22 protein-coding genes are annotated in these 20550 nt (G+C 58.9%); 11 read left to right on the top strand and 11 right to left on the bottom strand.

Translation table 11 applies throughout. The features are described 5' to 3' along the window. Positions 1-35: 35 nt before the first annotated feature. Together pstB and phoU are read left to right on the top strand one after the other, a co-directional pair. Entirely contained in the window at positions 36-869 is an 834-nt protein-coding gene (gene pstB, locus F451_RS0101760; RefSeq protein WP_026291429.1) for a phosphate ABC transporter ATP-binding protein PstB, read from the top strand. Between the two features lie 57 nt (positions 870-926). Then, on the top strand, positions 927-1679 hold the full coding sequence (gene phoU, locus F451_RS0101755) for a phosphate signaling complex protein PhoU (protein WP_020679628.1): 753 nt from the start codon (positions 927-929) through the stop codon (positions 1677-1679). Between the two features lie 73 nt (positions 1680-1752). Here phoU and F451_RS0101750 read toward each other — a convergent pair whose 3' ends face one another. Next, a complete protein-coding gene (locus tag F451_RS0101750; protein ID WP_040879331.1) occupies positions 1753-2331 on the bottom strand; it encodes a DUF1415 domain-containing protein in 579 nt (192 codons plus the stop codon). Between the two features lie 127 nt (positions 2332-2458). Here F451_RS0101750 and F451_RS0101745 point away from each other — a divergent pair, with 127 nt between their 5' ends. The 4 genes from F451_RS0101745 (at position 2459) to phoR (ending at position 6110) form a co-directional block, all read left to right on the top strand. Beyond that, positions 2459-3022, top strand: a complete 564-nt coding sequence (locus tag F451_RS0101745) for a chorismate--pyruvate lyase family protein (protein WP_020679626.1) — start codon at positions 2459-2461, stop codon at positions 3020-3022. A 6-nt stretch (positions 3023-3028) separates the two neighbouring features. Next, on the top strand, positions 3029-3922 hold the full coding sequence (ubiA, locus tag F451_RS0101740) for a 4-hydroxybenzoate octaprenyltransferase (RefSeq protein ID WP_020679625.1): 894 nt from the start codon (positions 3029-3031) through the stop codon (positions 3920-3922). Between the two features lie 121 nt (positions 3923-4043). Then, positions 4044-4739, top strand: coding sequence for a phosphate regulon transcriptional regulator PhoB (gene phoB / locus F451_RS0101735; RefSeq protein WP_020679624.1), 696 nt, complete (start codon positions 4044-4046; stop codon positions 4737-4739). Positions 4740-4793: 54 nt separating this feature from the next. Then, the gene (phoR, locus tag F451_RS0101730) at positions 4794-6110 is read left to right on the top strand and encodes a phosphate regulon sensor histidine kinase PhoR (protein WP_020679623.1); all 1317 of its coding nucleotides are present in this window, start codon (positions 4794-4796) and stop codon (positions 6108-6110) included. 9 nt (positions 6111-6119) lie between these two features. Here phoR and cysZ read toward each other — a convergent pair whose 3' ends face one another. Further along, the gene (gene cysZ, locus F451_RS0101725) at positions 6120-6893 is read right to left on the bottom strand and encodes a sulfate transporter CysZ (RefSeq protein ID WP_020679622.1); all 774 of its coding nucleotides are present in this window, start codon (positions 6891-6893) and stop codon (positions 6120-6122) included. Between the two features lie 117 nt (positions 6894-7010). Next, positions 7011-7238, bottom strand: a complete 228-nt coding sequence (locus F451_RS0101720) for a hypothetical protein (RefSeq protein WP_020679621.1) — start codon at positions 7236-7238, stop codon at positions 7011-7013. Positions 7239-7383: 145 nt separating this feature from the next. Between F451_RS0101720 and F451_RS0101715 the strand changes: the two genes are divergently transcribed. After that, complete coding sequence (locus F451_RS0101715; RefSeq protein WP_020679620.1) at positions 7384-8322, top strand: NADP-dependent oxidoreductase; 939 nt, start codon at positions 7384-7386, stop codon at positions 8320-8322. 26 nt (positions 8323-8348) lie between these two features. Here F451_RS0101715 and F451_RS0101710 read toward each other — a convergent pair whose 3' ends face one another. Genes F451_RS0101710 through F451_RS0101700 form a run of 3 tightly spaced genes read right to left on the bottom strand, consistent with a single transcriptional unit; the run spans position 8349 to position 9721 of the window. Next, positions 8349-8807: a hypothetical protein gene (locus F451_RS0101710; protein ID WP_020679619.1), complete on the bottom strand. Its 459-nt coding sequence runs from the start codon at positions 8805-8807 to the stop codon at positions 8349-8351. 48 nt (positions 8808-8855) lie between these two features. Then, on the bottom strand, positions 8856-9116 hold the full coding sequence (locus F451_RS0101705; protein ID WP_020679618.1) for a hypothetical protein: 261 nt from the start codon (positions 9114-9116) through the stop codon (positions 8856-8858). After that, positions 9116-9721 carry a YjaG family protein gene (locus F451_RS0101700; protein WP_020679617.1) on the bottom strand — a complete coding sequence of 202 codons (606 nt, stop codon included), beginning with the start codon at positions 9719-9721 and terminating at the stop codon, positions 9116-9118. Before F451_RS0101700 ends, F451_RS0101705 begins: the two co-directional genes overlap by 1 nt. Positions 9722-9862: 141 nt before the next feature. On the opposite strand from F451_RS0101700, the gene F451_RS0101695 reads away from it, so the two are divergent. Both F451_RS0101695 and F451_RS0101690 read left to right on the top strand, forming a co-directional pair. Then, entirely contained in the window at positions 9863-10414 is a 552-nt protein-coding gene (locus F451_RS0101695) for a TRAP transporter small permease subunit (protein ID WP_026291427.1), read from the top strand. After that, positions 10411-11790, top strand: coding sequence for a TRAP transporter large permease (locus tag F451_RS0101690; RefSeq protein WP_020679614.1), 1380 nt, complete (start codon positions 10411-10413; stop codon positions 11788-11790). The genes F451_RS0101695 and F451_RS0101690 overlap by 4 nt, the downstream gene beginning before the upstream one ends. A gap of 111 nt (positions 11791-11901) precedes the next feature. Here the strand turns inward: F451_RS0101690 and F451_RS0101685 are convergent, their stop codons facing one another. Continuing rightward, positions 11902-12978: a TRAP transporter substrate-binding protein gene (locus tag F451_RS0101685; protein WP_026291426.1), complete on the bottom strand. Its 1077-nt coding sequence runs from the start codon at positions 12976-12978 to the stop codon at positions 11902-11904. Between the two features lie 203 nt (positions 12979-13181). Here F451_RS0101685 and F451_RS0101680 point away from each other — a divergent pair, with 203 nt between their 5' ends. Together F451_RS0101680 and F451_RS0101675 are read left to right on the top strand one after the other, a co-directional pair. Beyond that, positions 13182-14063, top strand: coding sequence for a MurR/RpiR family transcriptional regulator (locus F451_RS0101680; protein WP_205623947.1), 882 nt, complete (start codon positions 13182-13184; stop codon positions 14061-14063). Between the two features lie 212 nt (positions 14064-14275). After that, positions 14276-14482: a PA3496 family putative envelope integrity protein gene (locus F451_RS0101675; protein ID WP_020679611.1), complete on the top strand. Its 207-nt coding sequence runs from the start codon at positions 14276-14278 to the stop codon at positions 14480-14482. 86 nt (positions 14483-14568) lie between these two features. On the opposite strand, the gene F451_RS0101670 is transcribed toward F451_RS0101675, so the two are convergent. The 4 genes from F451_RS0101670 to hppD form a co-directional block, all read right to left on the bottom strand. Next, entirely contained in the window at positions 14569-16059 is a 1491-nt protein-coding gene (locus F451_RS0101670; RefSeq protein WP_020679610.1) for an FMN-binding glutamate synthase family protein, read from the bottom strand. A 300-nt stretch (positions 16060-16359) separates the two neighbouring features. Next, entirely contained in the window at positions 16360-17586 is a 1227-nt protein-coding gene (locus tag F451_RS0101665) for a Glu/Leu/Phe/Val dehydrogenase dimerization domain-containing protein (protein WP_020679609.1), read from the bottom strand. Positions 17587-17670: 84 nt separating this feature from the next. Then, entirely contained in the window at positions 17671-19083 is a 1413-nt protein-coding gene (locus tag F451_RS0101660; RefSeq protein ID WP_020679608.1) for a sodium-dependent transporter, read from the bottom strand. A gap of 236 nt (positions 19084-19319) precedes the next feature. Next, a complete protein-coding gene (gene hppD, locus F451_RS0101655; protein ID WP_020679607.1) occupies positions 19320-20414 on the bottom strand; it encodes a 4-hydroxyphenylpyruvate dioxygenase in 1095 nt (364 codons plus the stop codon). Positions 20415-20550 lie beyond the last annotated feature (136 nt).

The raw sequence follows: 20550 nt of genomic DNA, 5'->3' as shown, positions 1-20550 counted from the left end.
TGGCCGGACGTGCTGACTTAACAAAGGTTTGAGACATGACTAGCAATATGAAAACCCATGCGATCGACATTTCCTCACTCAAGCGCGATACCCGTGTGCTGAACATGGACGATGAGGAAATCACCCTCAAGGTGAATGACCTGCGCCTGTGTTACGGCGACAAGGAAGCGCTGCACGGCATCAACATGCAGATTCCGAGGAACCGGGTCACGGCCTTTATCGGCCCGTCCGGCTGCGGCAAGTCAACGCTGCTGCGCTGTTTCAACCGCATGAACGACCTGGTGGACGGTTGCAATATCCAAGGCGAGATTCTGCTGGACGACAGCAACATCTATGGCCGTGGCGTCGATGTGGCCGAACTGCGCCGTCGTGTCGGCATGGTGTTCCAGAAGCCCAACCCCTTCCCCAAGTCCATCTACGAAAACGTGGCGTACGGCCTGCGCATTCAGGGCGTGAAGAAGAAGCGCCTGATCGATGATACCGTCGAGTGGGCGCTGCGCTCCGCGGCTCTATGGGACGAGGTCAAGGATCGCCTGCACGAAAGTGCCCTGGGCATGTCCGGCGGTCAGCAGCAGCGTCTGGTTATCGCCCGCACCATCGCGGTGAAGCCCGAAGTCCTGCTGCTCGATGAGCCGGCGTCGGCACTGGACCCGATCTCGACCCTGAAGATCGAAGAACTGATCCACGCGCTGAAAAAGGATTTCACCATCGCCATCGTCACCCATAACATGCAGCAGGCGGCACGCGTATCGGACTACACCGCCTTCATGTACATGGGCGACCTGATCGAGTTCGGCGTCACCGACACCCTCTTTACAAATCCGGTACAGAAGCAGACCGAAGACTACATCACCGGCCGGTACGGCTGATGCAGTCGCTCCTGTACTGCTGCGATAACCCGAACAACTGCTACGGAGAAAAACACCGTGGAATATGAAAAAGACGGCTACAGCACGCACATTTCCCAGCAGTTCAACAAAGATCTCGAGCAGATCCGTACTGAACTGCTTACCATGGGCGGTCTGGTGGAACGCCAGGTGCAGGACAGCATCGAAGCCCTGCTCAACGGCGACAGCGATCTGGCCGAACGCTCACTGCGCGGCGATAAGCAGACCAACGATATGGAACTGATGATCGATGAGCACTGCACGCGCATCATCGCCCGCCGTCAGCCCGCCGCCAGCGACCTGCGCATGATCATGTCGATCTCCCGCGCCGTGGTGGACCTGGAGCGCATGGGCGACGAAGCGACGCGCATCTCGCGTCAGGCCATCGAGCTGGTCAAGGGAGGGGAATCGCCCCGTGGCTACCAGGAAATTCGCCATATCGGCAACCTGGTGCGGGTCATGATACGCGATGTCCTGACCGCCTTTGCCCGCAGCGATATCAACCTGGCCTACCAGGTGGCCAAGCAGGACAAGGCGGTGGATCAGGAATACCGCTCCGCCATGCGTTCGCTGGCCACCTACATGATGGAAGACCCGCGCTCTATCAGCAGCGTGCTGAACGTAATCTGGGTGCTGCGCTCGCTCGAGCGTATCGGCGATCACGTCTGCAACCTGGCCGAGCATCTGGTCTACCTGGTCAGCGGCACAGACGTGCGTCATCAAAGCCTGCAGGAAATGCGCCGCACGGTACGCGAAGAAACTGAGACGCAGGACGACGCTGACGACGCCTGAGCCGCACGCCTGCTAACCCGCCACCCGCTGGCGTAACGGACAACCAGGCAGAAACGCCTGCTTGTCCGGCGGATTAATCGCAGTAGTCGGCGAAAGGCGGAAACAGCTGTATCAGCCCCTCGCGGCCCAGCGCCCGCAAGTGCTCGATATTACGCTCAGGGATCGAGTCGGGATCGGGATAGTGAGCCAGCACACGGCTCATCTGGCCTTCCCGTATGAGGTGAAACATCGGGAATGGCGAACGATTGGTCCAGTGACTGATATCACTGGCCGGCACACCGCCAAAACGGTAGTTGGGGTGAAAACTGGCCAGCTGGAAGACACCGTCCAGGCCCGCCTCGGTGATCAGTGTCTCGCAATGCGCCAGCGCGTCCAGGTAGTCGTAAAAATCCCCCAGGGCTGCCGGCACGATCAGCAGACTCGTGGCGATATCCTCTTCCGGTGCCTGCTGGATCAGCGCCAGCTCCTGCAAAAAGTCGCGCGCGACCTCTGCATGGCTGTGTGCCTGTGAGACCGCGAAACGAATCTGTTCACGCTTGAGTACGGCGGCGGCAAAGGGACACAGATTCTCGCCTACCACCATGACCTCGACCCAGCGCCGGGTAAGGTCGCGCACCTGTTCGGTATTAATCCCTGTTGTTTTTTCGTTCATCGCGGTCGTCTTTTCGTTCATCGCGCGATGCTATCACAGCACGGGCAAAAACTTGTACTCCCGCCCCGGCTTGAGCCCTGTCGCCCGAGTGCTAAGATAGGCCCCTTTCCTGGCCCGGATCCCTGCCGTGACACCTGCTCAAGCCCTGACTCGCAACCATTTTCAGACCCGCTGGCGCACGTTCAGGCGACCTTCCCGGCTGGCTGCACCGCAGCCATGGCGCAACTGGCTGCAGGATCGGGGCAGTCTGACCAAGCGCCTGATACGGGCCAGCCACGGCCATTTCAGTGTGCGGCTGCTGCGTCTGGGCTATGCCTGCCCGACCCGGTCCGAAGCCCGCGCCCTGGGACTGCCACCACGACGCAAGGCCCTGATCCGCGAGGTACAGCTGCTGGGACAGGGCCAGCCCTGGGTCTACGCCCGTTCGGTCTTTCCGATCGATACCCTGTCGGGCCCCCAGCGCCAGCTCAAAGGCGTTGGAAGTCGCTCACTCGGCTCGCTGCTGTTCAGCGACCCTTCGATGCAGCGCGAACCACTGCAAATCAGCCGACTGCGCCTGCAAGGCCGAGAGCCGCTCTGGGCGCGCCGCTCGGTGTTTCGGCTGGCCAACAAGCCACTGCTTGTGTGTGAGGTTTTTTTGCCGGCGCTCGAGCACGTAGAATACCCCCTTTACCGGGGCAACAACGGATAATCGCGTATGCACCTACAACCTTCTGCCACTCGCCTGCACGACCGTCTGGACGCCTATATCCAGCTGTCCCGGGTGAACAAGCCCATTGGCATCTACCTGCTGCTGTGGCCGACCTTCTGGGCACTCTGGATCGCGGCAGACGGGGTTCCGCCACTGGATATCCTGCTGATTTTCACAGCAGGCGTTGTGCTGACCCGCGCCGGCGGATGTGTCATCAACGACTTCGCCGACCGCAAGGTCGATGGTCATGTCAAGCGTACCGCTGCCCGCCCGCTTACCTCGGGCCGGGTCAGTAGCCGAGAAGCCCTCGTCCTGTTTGCGGTGCTGATGTCGCTGGCATTTGTGCTGGTGCTGTTTACCAACAGCACCACGGTGAAGATGTCTTTCGGCGGCCTGCTGCTGGCCTTCTGCTATCCGTTCATGAAACGCTACACCCACCTGCCCCAGGTCGTGCTCGGTGCCGCGTTCTCCTGGGCCATCCCCATGGCCTTTACCGCGCTTGAAGCCGATCTGGTGCCCAATGCGTGGCTGCTGTTTCTGGCCAATCTGCTCTGGACCGTGGCCTATGACACTTACTATGCCATGGTGGACCGCGATGACGACCTGCGCATCGGCGTCAAATCCACCGCCATTCTGTTCGGCGATGCGGACCTGCTGATCATCGGCCTGCTGCAGGGGCTGTCACTGCTGTGCTTGGTTATGGTGGGTAACAACCTCGGCCTGGGCCCCTATTACTATGCAGGCCTTGCCGCTGCCGCCGGCTTCTTCATCTATCAGTCCTGGATGGCCCGAGGACGCGATCGCGACGCCTGCTTTCGCGCCTTCCTGAACAACCACTATGCCGGGCTGGTGATCTTTGTGGGCCTGGCAGCCGACTACAGTCTCGTTACGGGCGCCTGATCTGTACTTTTTTGCCCTAAAAACCAATGGATTAGCAATGATTACGGCTCGCGTCACATCTTTGTCATAATTTACGTTTGTAATGTTATCGTCTTAATTGCTACGTACAGAGGCAGGACCCATGTCTGCAGCAAAACGTGTACTGATTGTCGACGATGAAGCGCCGATCCGTGAAATGATCGCGGTGGCGCTGGAAATGGCCGGCTACGAGTGCCTGGAAGCTGATAACGCCCGCGATGCCCACGAACTGGTCGTGGACAGCCCACCTGATCTGGTGTTGCTGGACTGGATGATGCCCGGCATGACCGGTATCGAATTCGCTCGCAGGCTGCGCAAGGATGCACTCACCGCAGAGATTCCCATCATCATGCTGACCGCCAAGGGCGAAGAAGACAGCAAGGTGAAGGGACTGGAATCCGGCGTGGATGACTACATCACCAAGCCCTTCTCCCCGCGAGAGCTGGTCGCCCGGCTGAAAACGGTACTGCGCCGCACGACGCCCAAGGGCGTTGAAGAACCGGTCAGCGTGGACGGCCTGATGCTGGATCCCGTGTCACACCGCGTGACCTCCGACGACAAGCCCATCGAGCTGGGGCCAACCGAGTTCCGCCTGTTGCAGTTTTTCATGACGCACCAGGACCGGGCCTATTCCCGCAGCCAGCTGCTGGATATGGTCTGGGGCGGTAACGTCTATGTAGAGGAGCGCACCGTAGACGTGCATATCCGGCGCCTGAGAAAAGCCCTGGGAGAACGCCACGACTACCTGGTACAAACCGTTCGCGGCACCGGTTACCGGTTCTCTTCCCAAGTGGCGTAACCTGCCATCTGACAATCTGGGGCGCAAACACCTATGCAGAAGACGCGGCACTCAATGTTCGTTAGCCTGGGCACGAGCGCACTTGCCGGGGCCGGGGTCGGATTGTTGTTTGGTGTCCCTGCCTGGGGCGCCGCAGCGGGCCTGCTGGGCTGGGGGGCTTACCAGATTCGCCAGTTTCAGAAACTGGAGACCTGGCTGCGTAACAATGACGGTACCGCGCCGCCCGAGGCCAACGGTCACTGGGGCGAGCTGCTAGACGAACTGGCCCGTATGCAAAAAGCCGACCGCAAACGCGAACAGGCTTTGCAGGCGGTCATCCGCCGCTTCCAGCAGTCATCCGCCGCACTGCAGGATGCCATTGTCATTATTGACCGCAGCAACAACCTGGAATGGTGGAACCGCTCAGCGGACAAACTGCTGGGACTCAAGGCCACCTCGGACCGGGGCAAGCCGGTCATGAACCTGCTGCGAGACCCCCGCTTCATCCGCTATTTTCGCAAGGGCCGATATAACGAGCCGCTGGAACTGCCAAGCCCGGTCAACAATGACCTCCACCTGCAATACCAGATCACCGTCTTCGGCGAAGGCGACCGGCTGCTGGTCGCCCGCGATATCACCCGGCTGATGCGTCTTGAGCAGACCCGCCAGGACTTTGTTGCCAACGCCTCCCACGAACTGCGCACGCCGCTTACGGTGATTCGCGGCTACCTCGAAACTTTTCTGGATCAGGACCTGCCGCGCCCACTGGCCCGCGCTATGGGGCAAATGCAGGCCCAGGCCCGGCGCATGGAAAACCTGGTCAATGACCTGCTATTGCTATCCCGGCTGGACGCCAGCAACCATATCGCCGATGAACACCGAATACAGCTCAAGCAGATGCTCAACCAGATTTATCAGGATGCGCTGGCGCTGAACCAGACGCTGGAAAAAGACCATTCCATCAACCTGCAGCTGGATAGCGGTGCAGACGTCACAGGGCAGGAGCTGGAGCTGCACAGCGCCTTCTCCAACCTGGTTTTCAATGCCGTACGCTACACACCGGCGCAGGGCAATATACAGCTACGCTGGTGGACAGACGCCCGTGGCGGACACTTCTCGGTCAGTGACGATGGCATCGGTATCGAATCGGTCCATATTCCACGCCTGACCGAACGCTTTTACCGCGTCGATGAAAGCCGCTCATCTTCCAGCGGGGGGACCGGACTCGGGCTTGCTATCGTCAAGCATGTGCTGGTGCGCCACGGCGCCCATCTCACTATCGACAGCCGGCCCGGCGAAGGCAGTACCTTCAGCTGCCACTTCCCGACGGAGATGCTGGTCGGGGCCAGCGGCACCCACCCGGCTGAAACCCCCGACGCACAACCCCATTAAGCACGCAAATTAACGCAGGCGCAGTTCGGGAGCATCGCCCTCCACCACCGGCGCATGCTCCTCGACCCAATACAGGGTGGCCCCGACGACGGCCGCCGGCATCAGAATCAGGTTCAGCAGCGGTACCATCATGCCCAGCTGAATCAAGCCGCCAAAGCCGACCGACGTCAGACGCTTTTCTTTGAGCAGCAACTTCATCTGCGCGAAGCTGACCTTGTTGTTGTCCATGGGATAGTCGCAATACTGGATCGACATCATCCAGGCCCCGAACAGGAACCACAGCAGCGGCGAGATCAAACCCAGCACCGGTACAAAGGTCAGCACCAGCAACAGCAGCACCCGCGGCAGGTAATAGGCGATCTTGGCCAGTTCCCGTGCCAGTGTGCGCGGCACCAGTGCCAGCACTGCCTGCCAGCCCTCATCCGCATTGCGTACGCCACGCAGATTGTTCTCGACCTTCTCGGCCAGCAGGCCGTTAAAGGGCGCAGCAATCAGGTTGGCCACCAGCGTAAAGCTGTAATAGACCAGCACCAGCACCACCAGCGCCAGTAACGGCCATAACACATAACGCAGAAACGACAGCCATTCCCAGTCCGGCAGCAACTGCGTCAGCAGGTAATCGACCCAGCCGTCAAACTGGCTCATCAGCAACCAGATGGCACCGCTGAACAGCAGGATATTGACCAGCAACGGAATCAGTACGAAATTACGGATGGAGGGATGGGGCAACATTTGCAGGCCACGCAGCAGATAGCCTGCGCCTTTTACAGGATTTCCTTTCATGACAAACCTTGAGTTTATGCACTTGGAGCAAGGCCCGCAGCGCTGTGCCCGGGCCATCTATGTAACATCGCAGGCAAACAGGTTTGTTACCTGTCTGCCCGTTCCATACGGATTGAATCAGCTGATATAGAACAGATACGCCTTCAACAGCACCGCCATAATCATCATCAGCAAGCCAATGCGGTTGATGCGGTTCTCCCCGACATTGAAGGCAATAGTCGGCTGCCAGAACATCAGCAACGACTTGTAATCCCCGGTGCGAAGACCGTAGAGCCCCAGCGAAACCAGAAACAGAATCACTCCGCCCCAGAACAGCAGTTGTTCCAAAATTCCCAAATACACCATACTCTTGCTACCTGATAGCTACGACGCGTGTTTAGGCCAGCCCAGGCGGCCTCCAAAGAGACCAAGCCTAACAAATTCAAACCGCAAGAGCTGCAGTTCCGGCTACCACTTTCGCCGCAGCCCTACCTTCCCAGCAGGAGACTCCATGAAAGCGATCCGCATTCACGCCTTTGGCGGCCCCGATGCCCTCAGCTACGAGGAAGTGCCAACCCCCACCATTCAGGCCAATGAAGTACTGGTACGCAACAAGGCGGCCGGCATCAATCCGATTGACTGGAAAACCTGCAGTGGCGGCGGTGCAGCGTCCTTTATCGGCAAGCTGCCATTCGTGCCGGGCTGGGAGTTTTCCGGCGTAGTGGAACTTGCAGGCGCCGCCGTGGAAGACTTCAAGCCCGGTGACGAAGTATTCGGCTTTATCCGCTTTCCGGAAGCCGCAGGCTGCTACGCCGAATATGTGGCAGCCCCCGTCAGCCAGATCGCCCACAAACCTGCAAACATGTTGTTCAGCACCGCCGCAGGGCTCGGCCTTGCCGGCCTGACCGCCTGGCAGGCACTGTTTGACAAGGGACAGCTCAGCAGCGGGCAGCGCGTGCTGGTGCTCGCTGCGGCCGGCGGTGTTGGACATCTGGCGGTGCAACTGGCCAAGGCAGCCGGCGCCCACGTAACAGGCTCCGCCTCGGCGGCCAATCATGCCTACCTGCAAAGCCTGGGGTGCGACGAGGTGATTGATTACCAGACGCAGGAGGTGGGCAAGAGTGCGCAGAACATGGATCTGGTGATCGACGGCATGGGCGGCGACACCGGTATCGAAGCACTGGCGTGCCTCAAACCCGGCGGGCGAATAGTCACCTTGCCTTCAGTCACCGCCGATGCTGTCATCCGTGCCGCTGAAGCGGACGGCAAGCAGGCGCTGGGGATTCGTGTCGAGCCCAATGGCGAACAGCTGGCCGAACTCGCGAAACGCTATACCGAGGGTAGCCTGCAGCTAACCCTGGCGGCCGAAGTACCGCTGGCCGAAGCCCGCAGTGCCCACCAGCAAAGCGCCAGCGGACATGTGCGCGGCAAGCTGGTACTGACCATCTGATGGCGCTTCACGCCTGACCGCCAGTTTTACTGCGCCGGCGCATCCGCGGCAACGCCGCCACTGCACTCATACTGCTGCTGGCGCATTAGCATACGGCATCCCTCGCCACGAATATTGCCGTCCCAGCAGGCGTACTTGGCCCAGGACTTGTCGTCTTCGGTGGGCGTGACCCGGTACGCCGGCACGCCATCACAGAAACCCGGCGAAGGCGCCGCCTCGGCCAGGCAGGCCTTGAGGAAATAGTCATGCTGCAGGGTACAGTCAAACCCTGAGCAGCCATCGAAAGCCTTCAGGGTCTGGGCCAGGCAGGCCTGCTGATCATTGTGCTGACCAAACAGCCGTCCCTGGGCCTGGAAAGTCGCCCGTGCTTCGCTCTGGCGCTCGTTGAACTGCTCCAGCCACAGCGGGGAGCGCAACCAGACCCAGAGGCCAAGCCCGAGCGCGAGAAGGGCCAGTCCGATGAGGACTTTCCAGCGTGATTTCATAGCAAATCCGGTGTTTCAGAAAGAATGGAGAATCAATACCGCCTGAGTTCAGACGCGCCGGCGGTACAAACCGCCAAGGCAGAGCAGCAGGCCCACCGAGGACAGCAACATGCCACCGTTCACCAGCAGCGGATTACGCCTGCTAAACGGCACAAATGCATGATTACCCACCGGGTCGCAGGCTTCTGCGACATAGTCATAAGACCCACCGGCATCGAGACAGGCGTCGATCAGCGACCGTTCCATCATGTATCCGGTCATCATGCCGATAGCCGGCAATAGCAGCAGTACAAGGCCAAGTCTTAACATCAGTCCTGATCACTAATCCCGATGTTGCTGAAACCTTCATTACGGCCCAGCTCACGCAACTGCTTCACCAGCGCGGGTTTAAGGGCGCCCTCGGTTTCCAGCAGCTCCAGAACCGTGTCCACAAAGGCCTCTTCCTGCAACATCATGTCGTGGGTATTGATAAAGCGCACCAGCTCCTCATCGGACATCTGGTCATCGCCTTCGGTAACTTCGATATAGGATGCCACACACTCACGGGAGAGGTTCAGCACCGCCACGGCTTCAGCCGCATCGTTATCCAGGATAACGCTCAGGGTCGAGAACAGTGCCAGCACCGAATCCAGCGCCGGCGATGCGCCATACATATCGAAGGCATCCAGGTCCGGCATGTTGCTTTCGACCTTGTCGAGCTGCACCTCGAAGTTCATCTTGGCGCCACTGTTGGACAGCTGATCCCAGACCCCATTCAGAATCTGGCGCAGCTGCTGCGCATCACCAAATTCAACCAGCCGTGAAAACAGCGCAAAGTTGGGAAACATGCGCTCGGACAGCGTGGCGCAAAACGCCGTCAACCGGACCTGCTCCAGTTCTGACAGGCGTGCTTCTATATCCAATTGATCACTCATTGATCTCTCCGCAGGTCGAGACAGTTTCGTAGGCCCTATTGTAAGGGTTTTACAACAATTTGCAGTACGCGAAGCCATGACGACCCCATCCGATCCGGTTATATTAGTAACTCCTCGAATTGAATCGCGGTTATAACAAAAATGTCCTCATTCTCGTCGATCAATCGACTGGTCCAATGGCTGGATTGCTTCAGCGAATGGAGCGGCCGCATTATTTCCTGGCTAACGCTGTTGATGGTGCTCACGACCTTTGTGGTGGTGGTAATGCGCTATCTGTTCAACGTCGGCAATATCGCCGTGCAGGAGTCGGTTATCTACATGCACAGCTTTGTTTTCCTGCTGGGCGCCGCCTACACCCTGAAGCACGACGGTCACGTGCGGGTAGATATTTTCTACCGCCCGTTATCCGAGCGCGGTAAGGCCTGGATCAACCTGTTTGGCACCCTGTTGCTGTTACTGCCGGTATCCATTTTCATACTGGTCATCTCATGGGAGTACGTCGCCACGTCCTGGTCTCAGATGGAAGGCTCCCAGGAAGCCGGCGGTATCCCCTATCGCTACATACTCAAATCCACCCTGATTGTGATGCCCTGCATGATGATCCTGCAGGGTATCGCCGACTTTGGCCGCTGCCTGCTGGTTCTGTGCGGACATGGCCACCTGCTGCCGACTGACGAGGAGCACGGACTATGATCGAACTGCTGCCGCTGCTCCTTTTCGCTGGCGCTATCATCGTGCTGCTGCTCGGTTACTCCGTCGCTTTTTCCCTCGCTGGCACCGGCCTGTTATTTGCCGCCATTGGCACCTGGACCGGTCACTTCGATGCGGTCTTCCTGGAGGCCGTCCCCAATCGCCTGTTCGGCATCATGAACAATGAAGTGCTGATTGCCGTACCGCTGTTTGTATTCATGGGTGTGATGCTGGAAAAATCCCGTATCGCCGAAGAACTGCTGGATGCCATGGCGCTGATGTTTGGCCCCATGCGCGCGGGGCTGGGCATCTCCGTCACACTGGTGGGCATGCTGCTGGCCGCCAGTACCGGCATTGTCGGCGCCACCGTGGTCACCATGGGCCTGCTTTCTTTGCCCACGATGCTGCGCCGTGGCTATGACCCCAAGGTTGCGACCGGCATTATTTGCGCCTCCGGCACACTGGGGCAAATCATTCCGCCGTCCATCGTGCTGGTGCTGCTGGGCGACGTCATTTCATCGGCCTACCAGCAGGCGCAGATTGACCAGGGCATATTCTCGCCGGAAACCGTCACCGTGGGCGACCTGTTCCTCGGTGCCCTGATTCCCGGTCTGATCCTGGTCGCGGCCTACGTCGCGTACCTGCTGTTCAAGGCCGTGGCCGACCCCAAAAGCGTGCCGGCCATTCCCAAGTCCGAGCGCGATGCGGTGGATGACCTCGCCGCACGCGTGCTCAAGGCACTGGTGCCACCGATTCTGCTGATCGGCCTGGTGCTGGGTTCAATACTGGGTGGCTTTGCGACCCCCACGGAAGCCGCTTCGGTCGGTGCCGTTGGTGCCATCCTGTTAAGCATGATGCGCCGTACCTTCAGCTATGCCGTACTCAAGCAGGTCATGAAATCCACCACCGAAGTCAGCTCCATGGTGTTTATCATCCTGGTGGGCGCATCCATTTTCTCGCTGGTATTCCGCGGTTACGGCGGCGACGACCTGGTACGCGATTTCCTCACAGACCTGCCCGGCGGTGTATTCGGCGCCATGGCAATCGTCATGCTGGTGATTTTCCTGCTCGGCTTCTTTCTCGACTTTATCGAGATTACCTTTGTGGTCGTGCCCATCGTCGCGCCCATTCTGCTAACCATGGGGCTGGACCCGGTGTGGCTTGGCATCATGATCGCGATCAACCTGCAGACATCCTTCCTGACACCCCCCTTTGGCTTTGCACTGTTCTATCTGCGCGGCGTGGCGCCGGCGTCAGTCTCGACCATGCAGATCTACCGCGGTGTCATACCGTTCATTGCGATACAGCTGGTGATACTCAGCCTGCTGGCCTACTGGCCGGCATTGGCCACCTGGCTGCCGGAAGCGGTGTACGGCTAAGCAACGACCGGGTGGGTGTAGCTACGCTTCACCCATTCCACCACGAAAAAGGGGCCGGCAAATGCCGGCCCCTTTTTATATGACTTATATGACTTATATGACAGTGGTTGATCAGAGCGTACGGGCGTTCAGATAGGCCTGCTCGGAAACGGCGTGCCATTTCTTCGCCTGATCGCGGAACTTGATGAAGGAATCAAATACCTTTTTGGTAATCTCATCCTGCGCGGCTTCCTCGGCAATCACTTCGTCGGACAGATCACGCAGTTTCTTCAGCACATCCTCCGGGAAGGGGCGCAATTCCACGTTCTGCTCGTTGACCAGTTGCTCCAGGGCACTGTTGTTCTTGGCGGTAAAGTCCGCCAGCATGTCCTGGTTGGCAATGCGGATGGCACTGCGCACGATAAGCTGAAGCTCTTCGGGCAAACCTTCCAGCGCTTCCTTGTTAATCATGCACTCCAGCGTGGTACCTGGCTCGTGCCAGCCCGGGTAATAGTAGAACTTGGCTGCCTTGTGCAATCCAAACGCCATGTCGTTATACGGACCAACCCATTCAGTGGCGTCGATGGCGCCAGACTGCAGTGACGGGAAGATTTCGCCTCCGGGCAACAGTACCGGCGTACCACCGGCGCGCTTAAGCACTTCACCACCGAGACCCGGAATGCGCATTTTCAGGCCTTCAAGATCAGAGACGCTGTTGATTTCCTTGTTGAACCAGCCCCCCATCTGCACACCGGTGTTACCGGCAGCACCGGGCACCAGGCCAAAGGGCGCGTACACTTCTTCCCACAGCTCCATACCGCCGCCATGATAGAGCCAGGAGTTCATTTCCTGCGCAGTCAGGCCAAAAGGCACCGCCGCGAAGAACTGGGCTGCACTGCTTTTGCCTTTCCAGTAATAGGAAGCGCCGTGCCCCAGCTGCGCCGTACCGCGGGATACCGCATCAAATACTTCCAGTGCACCGACCAGTTCGCCGGCACCATAAACCTTTACCTCGATTCGACCATTACTGAGCTTGCCGATCAGCTCTGCCAGGTAGTTGGCACCGACCCCCAGGCCCGGAAAATTCTTTGGCCAGGTGGTAACCATTTTCCATTTGTGTTCCGGTGCTGCCTGCGCAACCCCGGCGACTAGAGTGCCCGCTGCCAGAGTAGCTGCACCGGCACCTTGTAGGAATTGACGACGTTTCACTAAGCCTTCCCCGCTGTTTGCATTATTCGGATTTTTATTTGCAATTCAAAAAGGTAGCACGCACCTAGAGAAGCTGCAACGCGGCATTTGGCGCCACCGCGACGCTATTGATATCGCTGTCACACGCAGTTAGATAGGCTCACCGTCATATTCATTGCTATAATTGCCGCCTTGCCAAGTACTTGTTCGAAAAGAGAAAAGCCTTGCATCCCCTCAATCTTCTGAAAATGATCGCAGATGCACGCCCCAAGCTGCGCAAGTCCGAGCAGAAGGTGGCCGACTTCGTACTGGCGAAGCCCAGTGATGTCATTCACATGCGCATTGTCGACCTGGCCGCCGAGGCGAGTGTCAGTGAACCGACCGTGGTGCGTTTTTGCCGTGCGCTCAACTACGATGGTTTTCAGGACTTCAAGCTGACACTGGCCCAGGGCCTGGCCAGCAACCCCAGCTTTGAACAGTTTGCACTGAATTCGACCGACACCGTGCACGAGTTCAAGCAGAAGATCTTCGACTCCATGATCGGCAATCTGATCAATATCCGCGAAGACCTGGACTCCGAAACCCTGGAAAGTGCCATAGATGCGCTGGTGAATGCTCCCCGGGTGGAGATATATGGTTTCGGCGCTTCGGCACCGGTCTGCATGGATGCGCAGCACAAACTGCACCGTCTGAAGATTCTGGCGGCCGCCTATTCCGACCCGCACATGCAGACCATTTCAGCCGTGACACTCAGCAAGGGCGATGTCGTCATCGCCGTGTCGCAGACCGGCCGCACCAAGGACCTGCTGCACAGCGTGCGCCTGGTGCGTGAAACCGGTGCGACGGTCATTACCCTGTGCCCAAGCAACACCCCCCTTTCCGCGCTGGCCTGCATTGCCATTCACACCGATCTGGAGGAAGACAAGGATCTCAGCGCATTGATGTCATCCCGCGTCATGCACCTGGTGGTGATTGATGTCCTCGCCGTCGGCGTGGCCATGAAGCTTGGCCCGGCCCTGATCGACCACCTCAAGACCATCAAACGCAGCCTGCGCAGCCTGCGTCTGAACGACAAACGCACCCCGTCTCCTGCCCCCGAAGACTGACATACGCCTGTAACAGCCTCCTATTACTCTGCCTTCACTGTTTGAAAAACAGTCAAAGTTGCGATAAAAGAGAAGAACCCGTAGCGATTTCCATTATGGAGTGCGGCATCGCATCTAGGTGGGGATCGTGTTTGAGGCAGTCTCTGAGCCAGTGACCGGCACCAGACGTGTCGTGGCAAATACAGAGACTCGAGTGACGAGGAGCTGTCATTATGCAGATACGCAAAGCGCAGGATCTAAACGCCATTCCAACCGAAGTATTCGATATTCTGATCGGATATGAAGACGAAGAAAAACGGGCACTTAAGAAACGCGCCTCACGCAGGGCACTGGAGGCCAGACGCGCCATAGAACGACATATGGAGGAACGCAACCTGACGCGTCACATCGACACCGACGCCTGGCTCGATGAAGCCTGAGCCAGTCTGACCCTCTATCCACTCAAACAGCCGAGCCCTGCACGTGCAGGGCTCGGAGCATCCAGCCCTTCACTCACCGGCGGCCATCAAGGCTCCGGATAGATAATATTCAGCGGTACCGAGCGCCCCCCTTCAACAACCATCGCTGCATGTTCGCGCCGCAGCAACCTGGGCTCTGAAACGCCGCAGCTATGGGCAATCAGCTCAACTTCATGCACCAGGTTGTCATGGTAGTGACGCACCCGCTCAGCCTTGTCGGCGGGAACCAGGCCGCGCTGCAGCTCGGGATTATGGGTCGTCACGCCGGTGGGACAGGTATTGCGGTTGCATTGCATAGCCTGGATACAGCCCAGCGAGAACATGAAGCCGCGGGCACTGACAACAAAGTCCGCGCCCATGCAAATTGCCGCCGCCACATCCGTGGGGTTGATCAGTTTGCCGGATGCCACCAGCCTTACCCGCTCGCGCAAGCCATGCTCAGCCAGCTTGTTGACCATAATCGGCAGGCTTTCGCGCAACGGCAGGCCGACACTGTCCATAAGTGGCATGGGGGCGGCACCGGTGCCGCCATCGGAGCTGTCCAGCGTAATGAAATCAGGCGCAGACTCGATACCCCGGGTATGAATTGCCTGGCAAAAATCCTCCAGCCAGTGCGATGAGCCCAGTACCAGCTTGATGCCACAGGGTTTGCCGGTCACGCTGCGAACATGTTCAATCATGTCCAGCAGATCATCGATGGAATCGATCTCCGGGTGTCGATTGGGGCTGATGGATGCATGCCCTTGCGCAATGCCGCGAATGCTGGCCACCTCTGCGCTGACTTTCGCCGCCGGCAAAATACCGCCTTTGCCGGGTTTGGCGCCCTGGGACAGCTTGATCTCGAACATCCGCACCTGGCGAATCTCGGCCTTCTCGCGCAGCTTTTCATCGGACAGCCGGCCATGGGCATCGCGCACGCCATATTTAGCCGTCCCGATCTGCACCACCAGATCGCAGCCGCCTTCCAGATGATAGGGGGCGAGACCGCCTTCACCCGTATTCATCCAGCACCCGGCCAGCTGTGCCCCGCGGGAGAGTGCCTGCACAGCAGGCCGGGACAGCGCGCCGAAACTCATGCCTGACACATTAAAGAAAGAAGCGGCGTCGTAAGGCTCCTGGCAGTAGGGACCGATGCGCATCGCCAGCGTGCGAGTGCTTTCCTCAGACAGCTTGGGAAAAGGGCAATTCAGGAAGTAATAAGTACCGGGTGTACGCAGATCACGGGTCGACCCGAACGCGACGGTGTTATCGATGTTTTTCGCGGCACGATATACCCAGGAACGCTGGGCGCGGTTGAAAGGCAGTTCCTCCCTGTCCATGGCGAAGAAGTACTGCCGGAAGAACTCGCCCAAATGCTCGAACATGTAGCGAAAACGTCCCACCAGTGGATAGTTGCGACGCAGGCTGTGTTTGGTCTGATGCTTGTCGATCTGATAGAAGGCCAGCGCCAATACGGCAACCGCGGCCAACGCAATCAACAATAAAACACCGATTACAGCGATGAAGCTTATCGCAAAACTCGTCACCGCATCATTCATGCACTATCTCCCTGACAGATTAGGCCCCTATCCTACCCCTGCCATGACAAACCTCAATGGGTCTGCAGATCAGACGGGCTTGCCCCCTTGGCGAGCCGCCCGCAACCATAACAATTCGGATAACTATCCAGCCAAAAAGATCAAAAAACTTATGCGAATGGCAGCAGAGCACCGGCTCAGCGACTGCCAGTACCCGTCGTTGCCCTAACAGGTTGTCGAAAAGCTACCTGCTAAAACGCAAACAGCCCGTCGCATTCGCATGCAACGGGCTCTGGCAACACACTCACTCGATGTCGGCGATCAGACCAGCTGCTTGAGCGCGATTTCAAATGCCGTACTGGCAATCTGCGTGCGTTCGCGGGACTGGGCGTAGGTCAGTGCCAGTGCCGTGCGTATGGTAGCTGTCACGTCGCTGAAAATGGCTTCATCGCTGATTTCGACGTTGTTGTTCATCAGGAAAGCGAACACCCGCGCCATGCCGCAATTGGCGATAAAGTCCGGCAGCACACTGACCCTGGAGTCCACGTACTCGTACACCGGGCCGTAGAAAATCTCGGGATCGTTAAAGGGAACATTAGCACCACAGGACACCACTTCCAGCCCCTTGTCGATCAAACGATCCAGCTGCTCGCGGGTCACCAGCCGGGACGCGGCACAGGGCAGGAAGATGTCCGCTTCCATGTCCCAGATACGCGCCTGGACGTCCTCGAACGACAGCAGCCCCTCGGCCGCCAGCTGATTGCCCTGTTTGTTATGGAACAGTTCGCGCACCTGCTCGAACGACAGGCCCTCAGGTGCCAGCAGGCCACCGGCACGATCGATGATGCCGACAATGCGCGCGCCCTGCTGCGCCAGGTAGTACGCCGCCGCGGATCCGACATTGCCCCAGCCCTGCACGATAACGCGCTTGTTGCGCACGTCGCCGCCGTAGATGTTGTAGTAGTGGTGCACCGCCTCGGCGACACCCCAGCCGGTAATCATGTCGGCCACGGTGTACTTGCGGCTGTAATCCGGCGTGTAGCGGCTGTCTTCGATAATCTTGGCCACACCCAGGCGCAACTGACCAACCTTCTGAATCTGCTCGCTGACAGTGGGCTGGAAGTGGCCGTTGACCACGCCTTCCTGCGGGTGCCACAGACCGTAGCTTTCGGTGATGGGGATGACTTCGTGCACCTCGTCCACGTTGAGGTCACCGCCGGTGCCGTAGTAGTGCTTGAGCAGCGGTGCCACGGCCTTGTACCAGCGCTTGAGCACATCGAGCTTGCGCGGATCGGCCGGATCGAAGTCGATACCCGACTTGGCGCCACCGATGGCCGGGCCCGAAACCGAAAACTTCACTTCCATGGTCTTGGCCAGGGATTCCACCTCGTGACGGTCCAGTCCCTTGCGCATGCGGGTGCCACCACCGGCGGCACCGCCACGCAGCGAGTTGATCACCACCCAGCCCCTGGCTTCGGTTTCGGCGTCGTGCCATTCAAAGACGATTTCCGGCGCCTTGCTTTCAAATGCCTGCAGTAATTCTTTCATCGTTATCTACCTGTGTTACCGGCACCGGCAGTGCCCGTACCTGGCCAGGCTCGCAGCCTGGCCTTGTTAGCGTTAATAAGGGAATCAGAGGTTGTAGATAAACAGCACCACCAGCGCGACCGGCGTCAGGTAACGCACGATAAAGAGCCAGATTCGATGCACAGATCCATCCCCCAGTTCCTCTTTGCTGGACGACTTCTGCATCACCCAGCCGACAAATATGGCGGTCAGCAGCGCCACCAGCGGCATCATCACGTTGGCGGTGAGGAAGTCGTACAGATCAAACAGCGTCTTGCCTTCAAAGCGCGCGAAGCCATCGAGCGGCGTGAAGCCGGACCAGACATTCAGCGACAGCACCGTGGTCAAGCCGACGGTCCATGCCGCCAGCCCCCCGGAAATGGCGGCCTTGCGCCGCGTCATGCCCTGCTCCTCCAGCCACTTCACCACCGCCTCCAGCATTGACAGCGCCGAGGTCCAGGCCGCGAACAGCAACAGTACGAAGAACAGGGTCGCGAAGAAGCTGCCCCCCGGCATCTGGCCAAAGGCCACCGGCAGGGTATTGAAGATCAGGCCGGGGCCGGCACCGGGCTCGAGGCCGTTGGCGAACACGATGGGAAAGATCGCCAGACCCGCCATCAGTGCCACCATGGTATCCATTACCGCCACCAGCAAGGAGGTCCGCACAATGGACACGCCCTTGGGCAGGTAAGCGCCATAGGCCATCATCGAGCCGCTGGCCAGGCTCAGGGTAAAGAACGCATGACCCAGTGCCACCAGCACCGCCGCCGCACTCAGGCTGGAAAAATCCGGCTCAAACAGAAAACTCACTGCAGTACCGAAGTGTTCGGTGCTCATGCCATAACCCACCAGCATGACCAGTAACAGGAGCAGCGCCGGCATCAGCCAGGTCACGGCCCGTTCCAGGCCATGACGCACACCGCCCACCGAAACGATCACCGCCAGTACCATGAACAGACTGTGCCAGAGTGTCAGTTCAAGCGGGGACGACAACAGCTGGCCAAACATTTCACCGGCGACGGCCCCGTCCACACCGACAAAATCACCCTGCAGCGCATGGAAGATATAGGGGATGGTCCAGCCGGCGATCACACTGTAGAACGACAGGATCAGGAAGGCCGCCAGGGTGGCGAGCCAGCCTATCGCTTTCCAGTGCCGCGATACGCCTTCCTGGCGGGCAATTTCGCGCATGCTGTTAATCGGGCTGTGGCGGCCACGCCGGCCCAGCATGACTTCGGCAATCATCACCGGAATACCGATCACCGCGATACAGGCCAGGTACACCAGCACAAAGGCGCCGCCGCCGTTCTCACCGGTGATGTAGGGAAATTTCCAGATATTGCCCAGGCCTACGGCGGAACCCGCCGCCGCCAGAATAAAGGCCAGTCGCGACGACCAGAGGGCCGGCGCAGGCGTAGCGGTACCGCTCGCCGTGGATACGATAGTGCTTGAAGACACGGAGTGCTCCTTGAAAACCATTTATTAGCTTTTTTATAGGTACGCGCCAGCCCCGCTAAGGGGCCGGGTCAGAGTGAGCAAACGGGACAGATCAGCCGTTATCAGCCGGCTAGCAGCCTGTCGGGCTTGGCCGGTCGTAACGAGGGAAAGTCCGTTTTAAGGCAGTTTTTGGGCTCTTTTGAGGCGAATAGTGGGTCTATTTAACGAGAAAGAGTACAAAAAATGGCCAAAATCGGATATTCCGCAGCAGATCAGTGTTAAGTCCGACTGGCTGCTAGTACGCCGCGGCGAATCTGGTCTTCCTCGATGGATTCGAACAGGGCCTGGAAGTTGCCCTCGCCAAAACCCTCATTTCCCTTGCGCTGAATGATCTCGAAAAAGATCGGACCAATGACCGTATCGGTAAAGATCTGCAGCAGCAGACCCTGGCCCTGGGTGGGCGCGCCGTCGATCAGGATATGGTCCTTGTGCAGCCGCGCCACATCTTCGCCGTGCCCCGGCAGACGCTGATCCACCCGTGCATAGTAGCTATCCGGCGTGGTCAGGAAGCTGACACCGGCATCGCGCAGGGTTTCCACGGTCCGGTAAATGTCGCCGGTCCCCAGCGCGATGTGCTGGATGCCTTCGCCGTTGTAGTCGTGCAGGAATTCCTCGATCTGGCTCTTGTCGTCGGTGGACTCGTTGATCGGAATGCGAATCTTGCCGCAGGGGCTGGTCAGGGCGCGGGACTTGAGCCCGGTCAGCTTGCCTTCGATATCGAAGTAGCGCACTTCGCGGAAGTTGAAATGCTGCTCGTAGAAGCCGGCCCACAGGTCCATATTGCCACGCGCCACATTGTGCGTCAGGTGATCAATGTAAGTCAGGCCGACACCTGCCGGATGCTGATCGACACCGACGATGGGACGAAAATCCACATCATAGATGCTCTTGTCGCCGTAGCGGTCCACCAGGTAGATCAGGGAGCCGCCAATACCCTCGATGGCCGGAATCTGCAGCTCCATGGGGCCGGCACCGGACTCAACCGCGGTGGCGCCACCGGCTACCAGCGCCTTGAGCGCGGCAGCGGCATCGGCCACCCGGAACGCCATGGCATTGGCACTGGGGCCATGCGCTTGGGAAAAACTCTGGGCGCGGCTGTTGGGCTCGGCGTTCAGAATGAAGTTGATATCACCCTGACGGAACAGAGTCACGTTCTTGCTGCGATGGCGGGCGATGGCGACAAAACCCAGACTTTCGAACAGCCGGGCCAGGGTTTCAGGCGTGTCCGAGCAGTACTCGACGAACTCAAAGCCATCGGTGCCCAGGGGGTTTTCCCACAGGTCGGTGGTTGCAACAGTTTGTATCTGGGCCATTGTTATTATCTCCATCAGTACCGTTGTGCTGGCAAGTGATCCGGCGAGACCAGAGTCACGCCGGGGGATTGAGAAATAGCTTAAGGCAAACGCCATGCGTTTATTTTGCATATAACGCCCGTATGACTTAACTTTC

Origin of the sequence: Marinobacterium rhizophilum DSM 18822, from assembly GCF_000378045.1 — a bacterium.
Taxonomy (GTDB): Bacteria; Pseudomonadota; Gammaproteobacteria; order Pseudomonadales; family Balneatricaceae; genus Marinobacterium_A; species Marinobacterium_A rhizophilum.
This window is presented reverse-complemented; position numbering and strand designations above follow the sequence as displayed.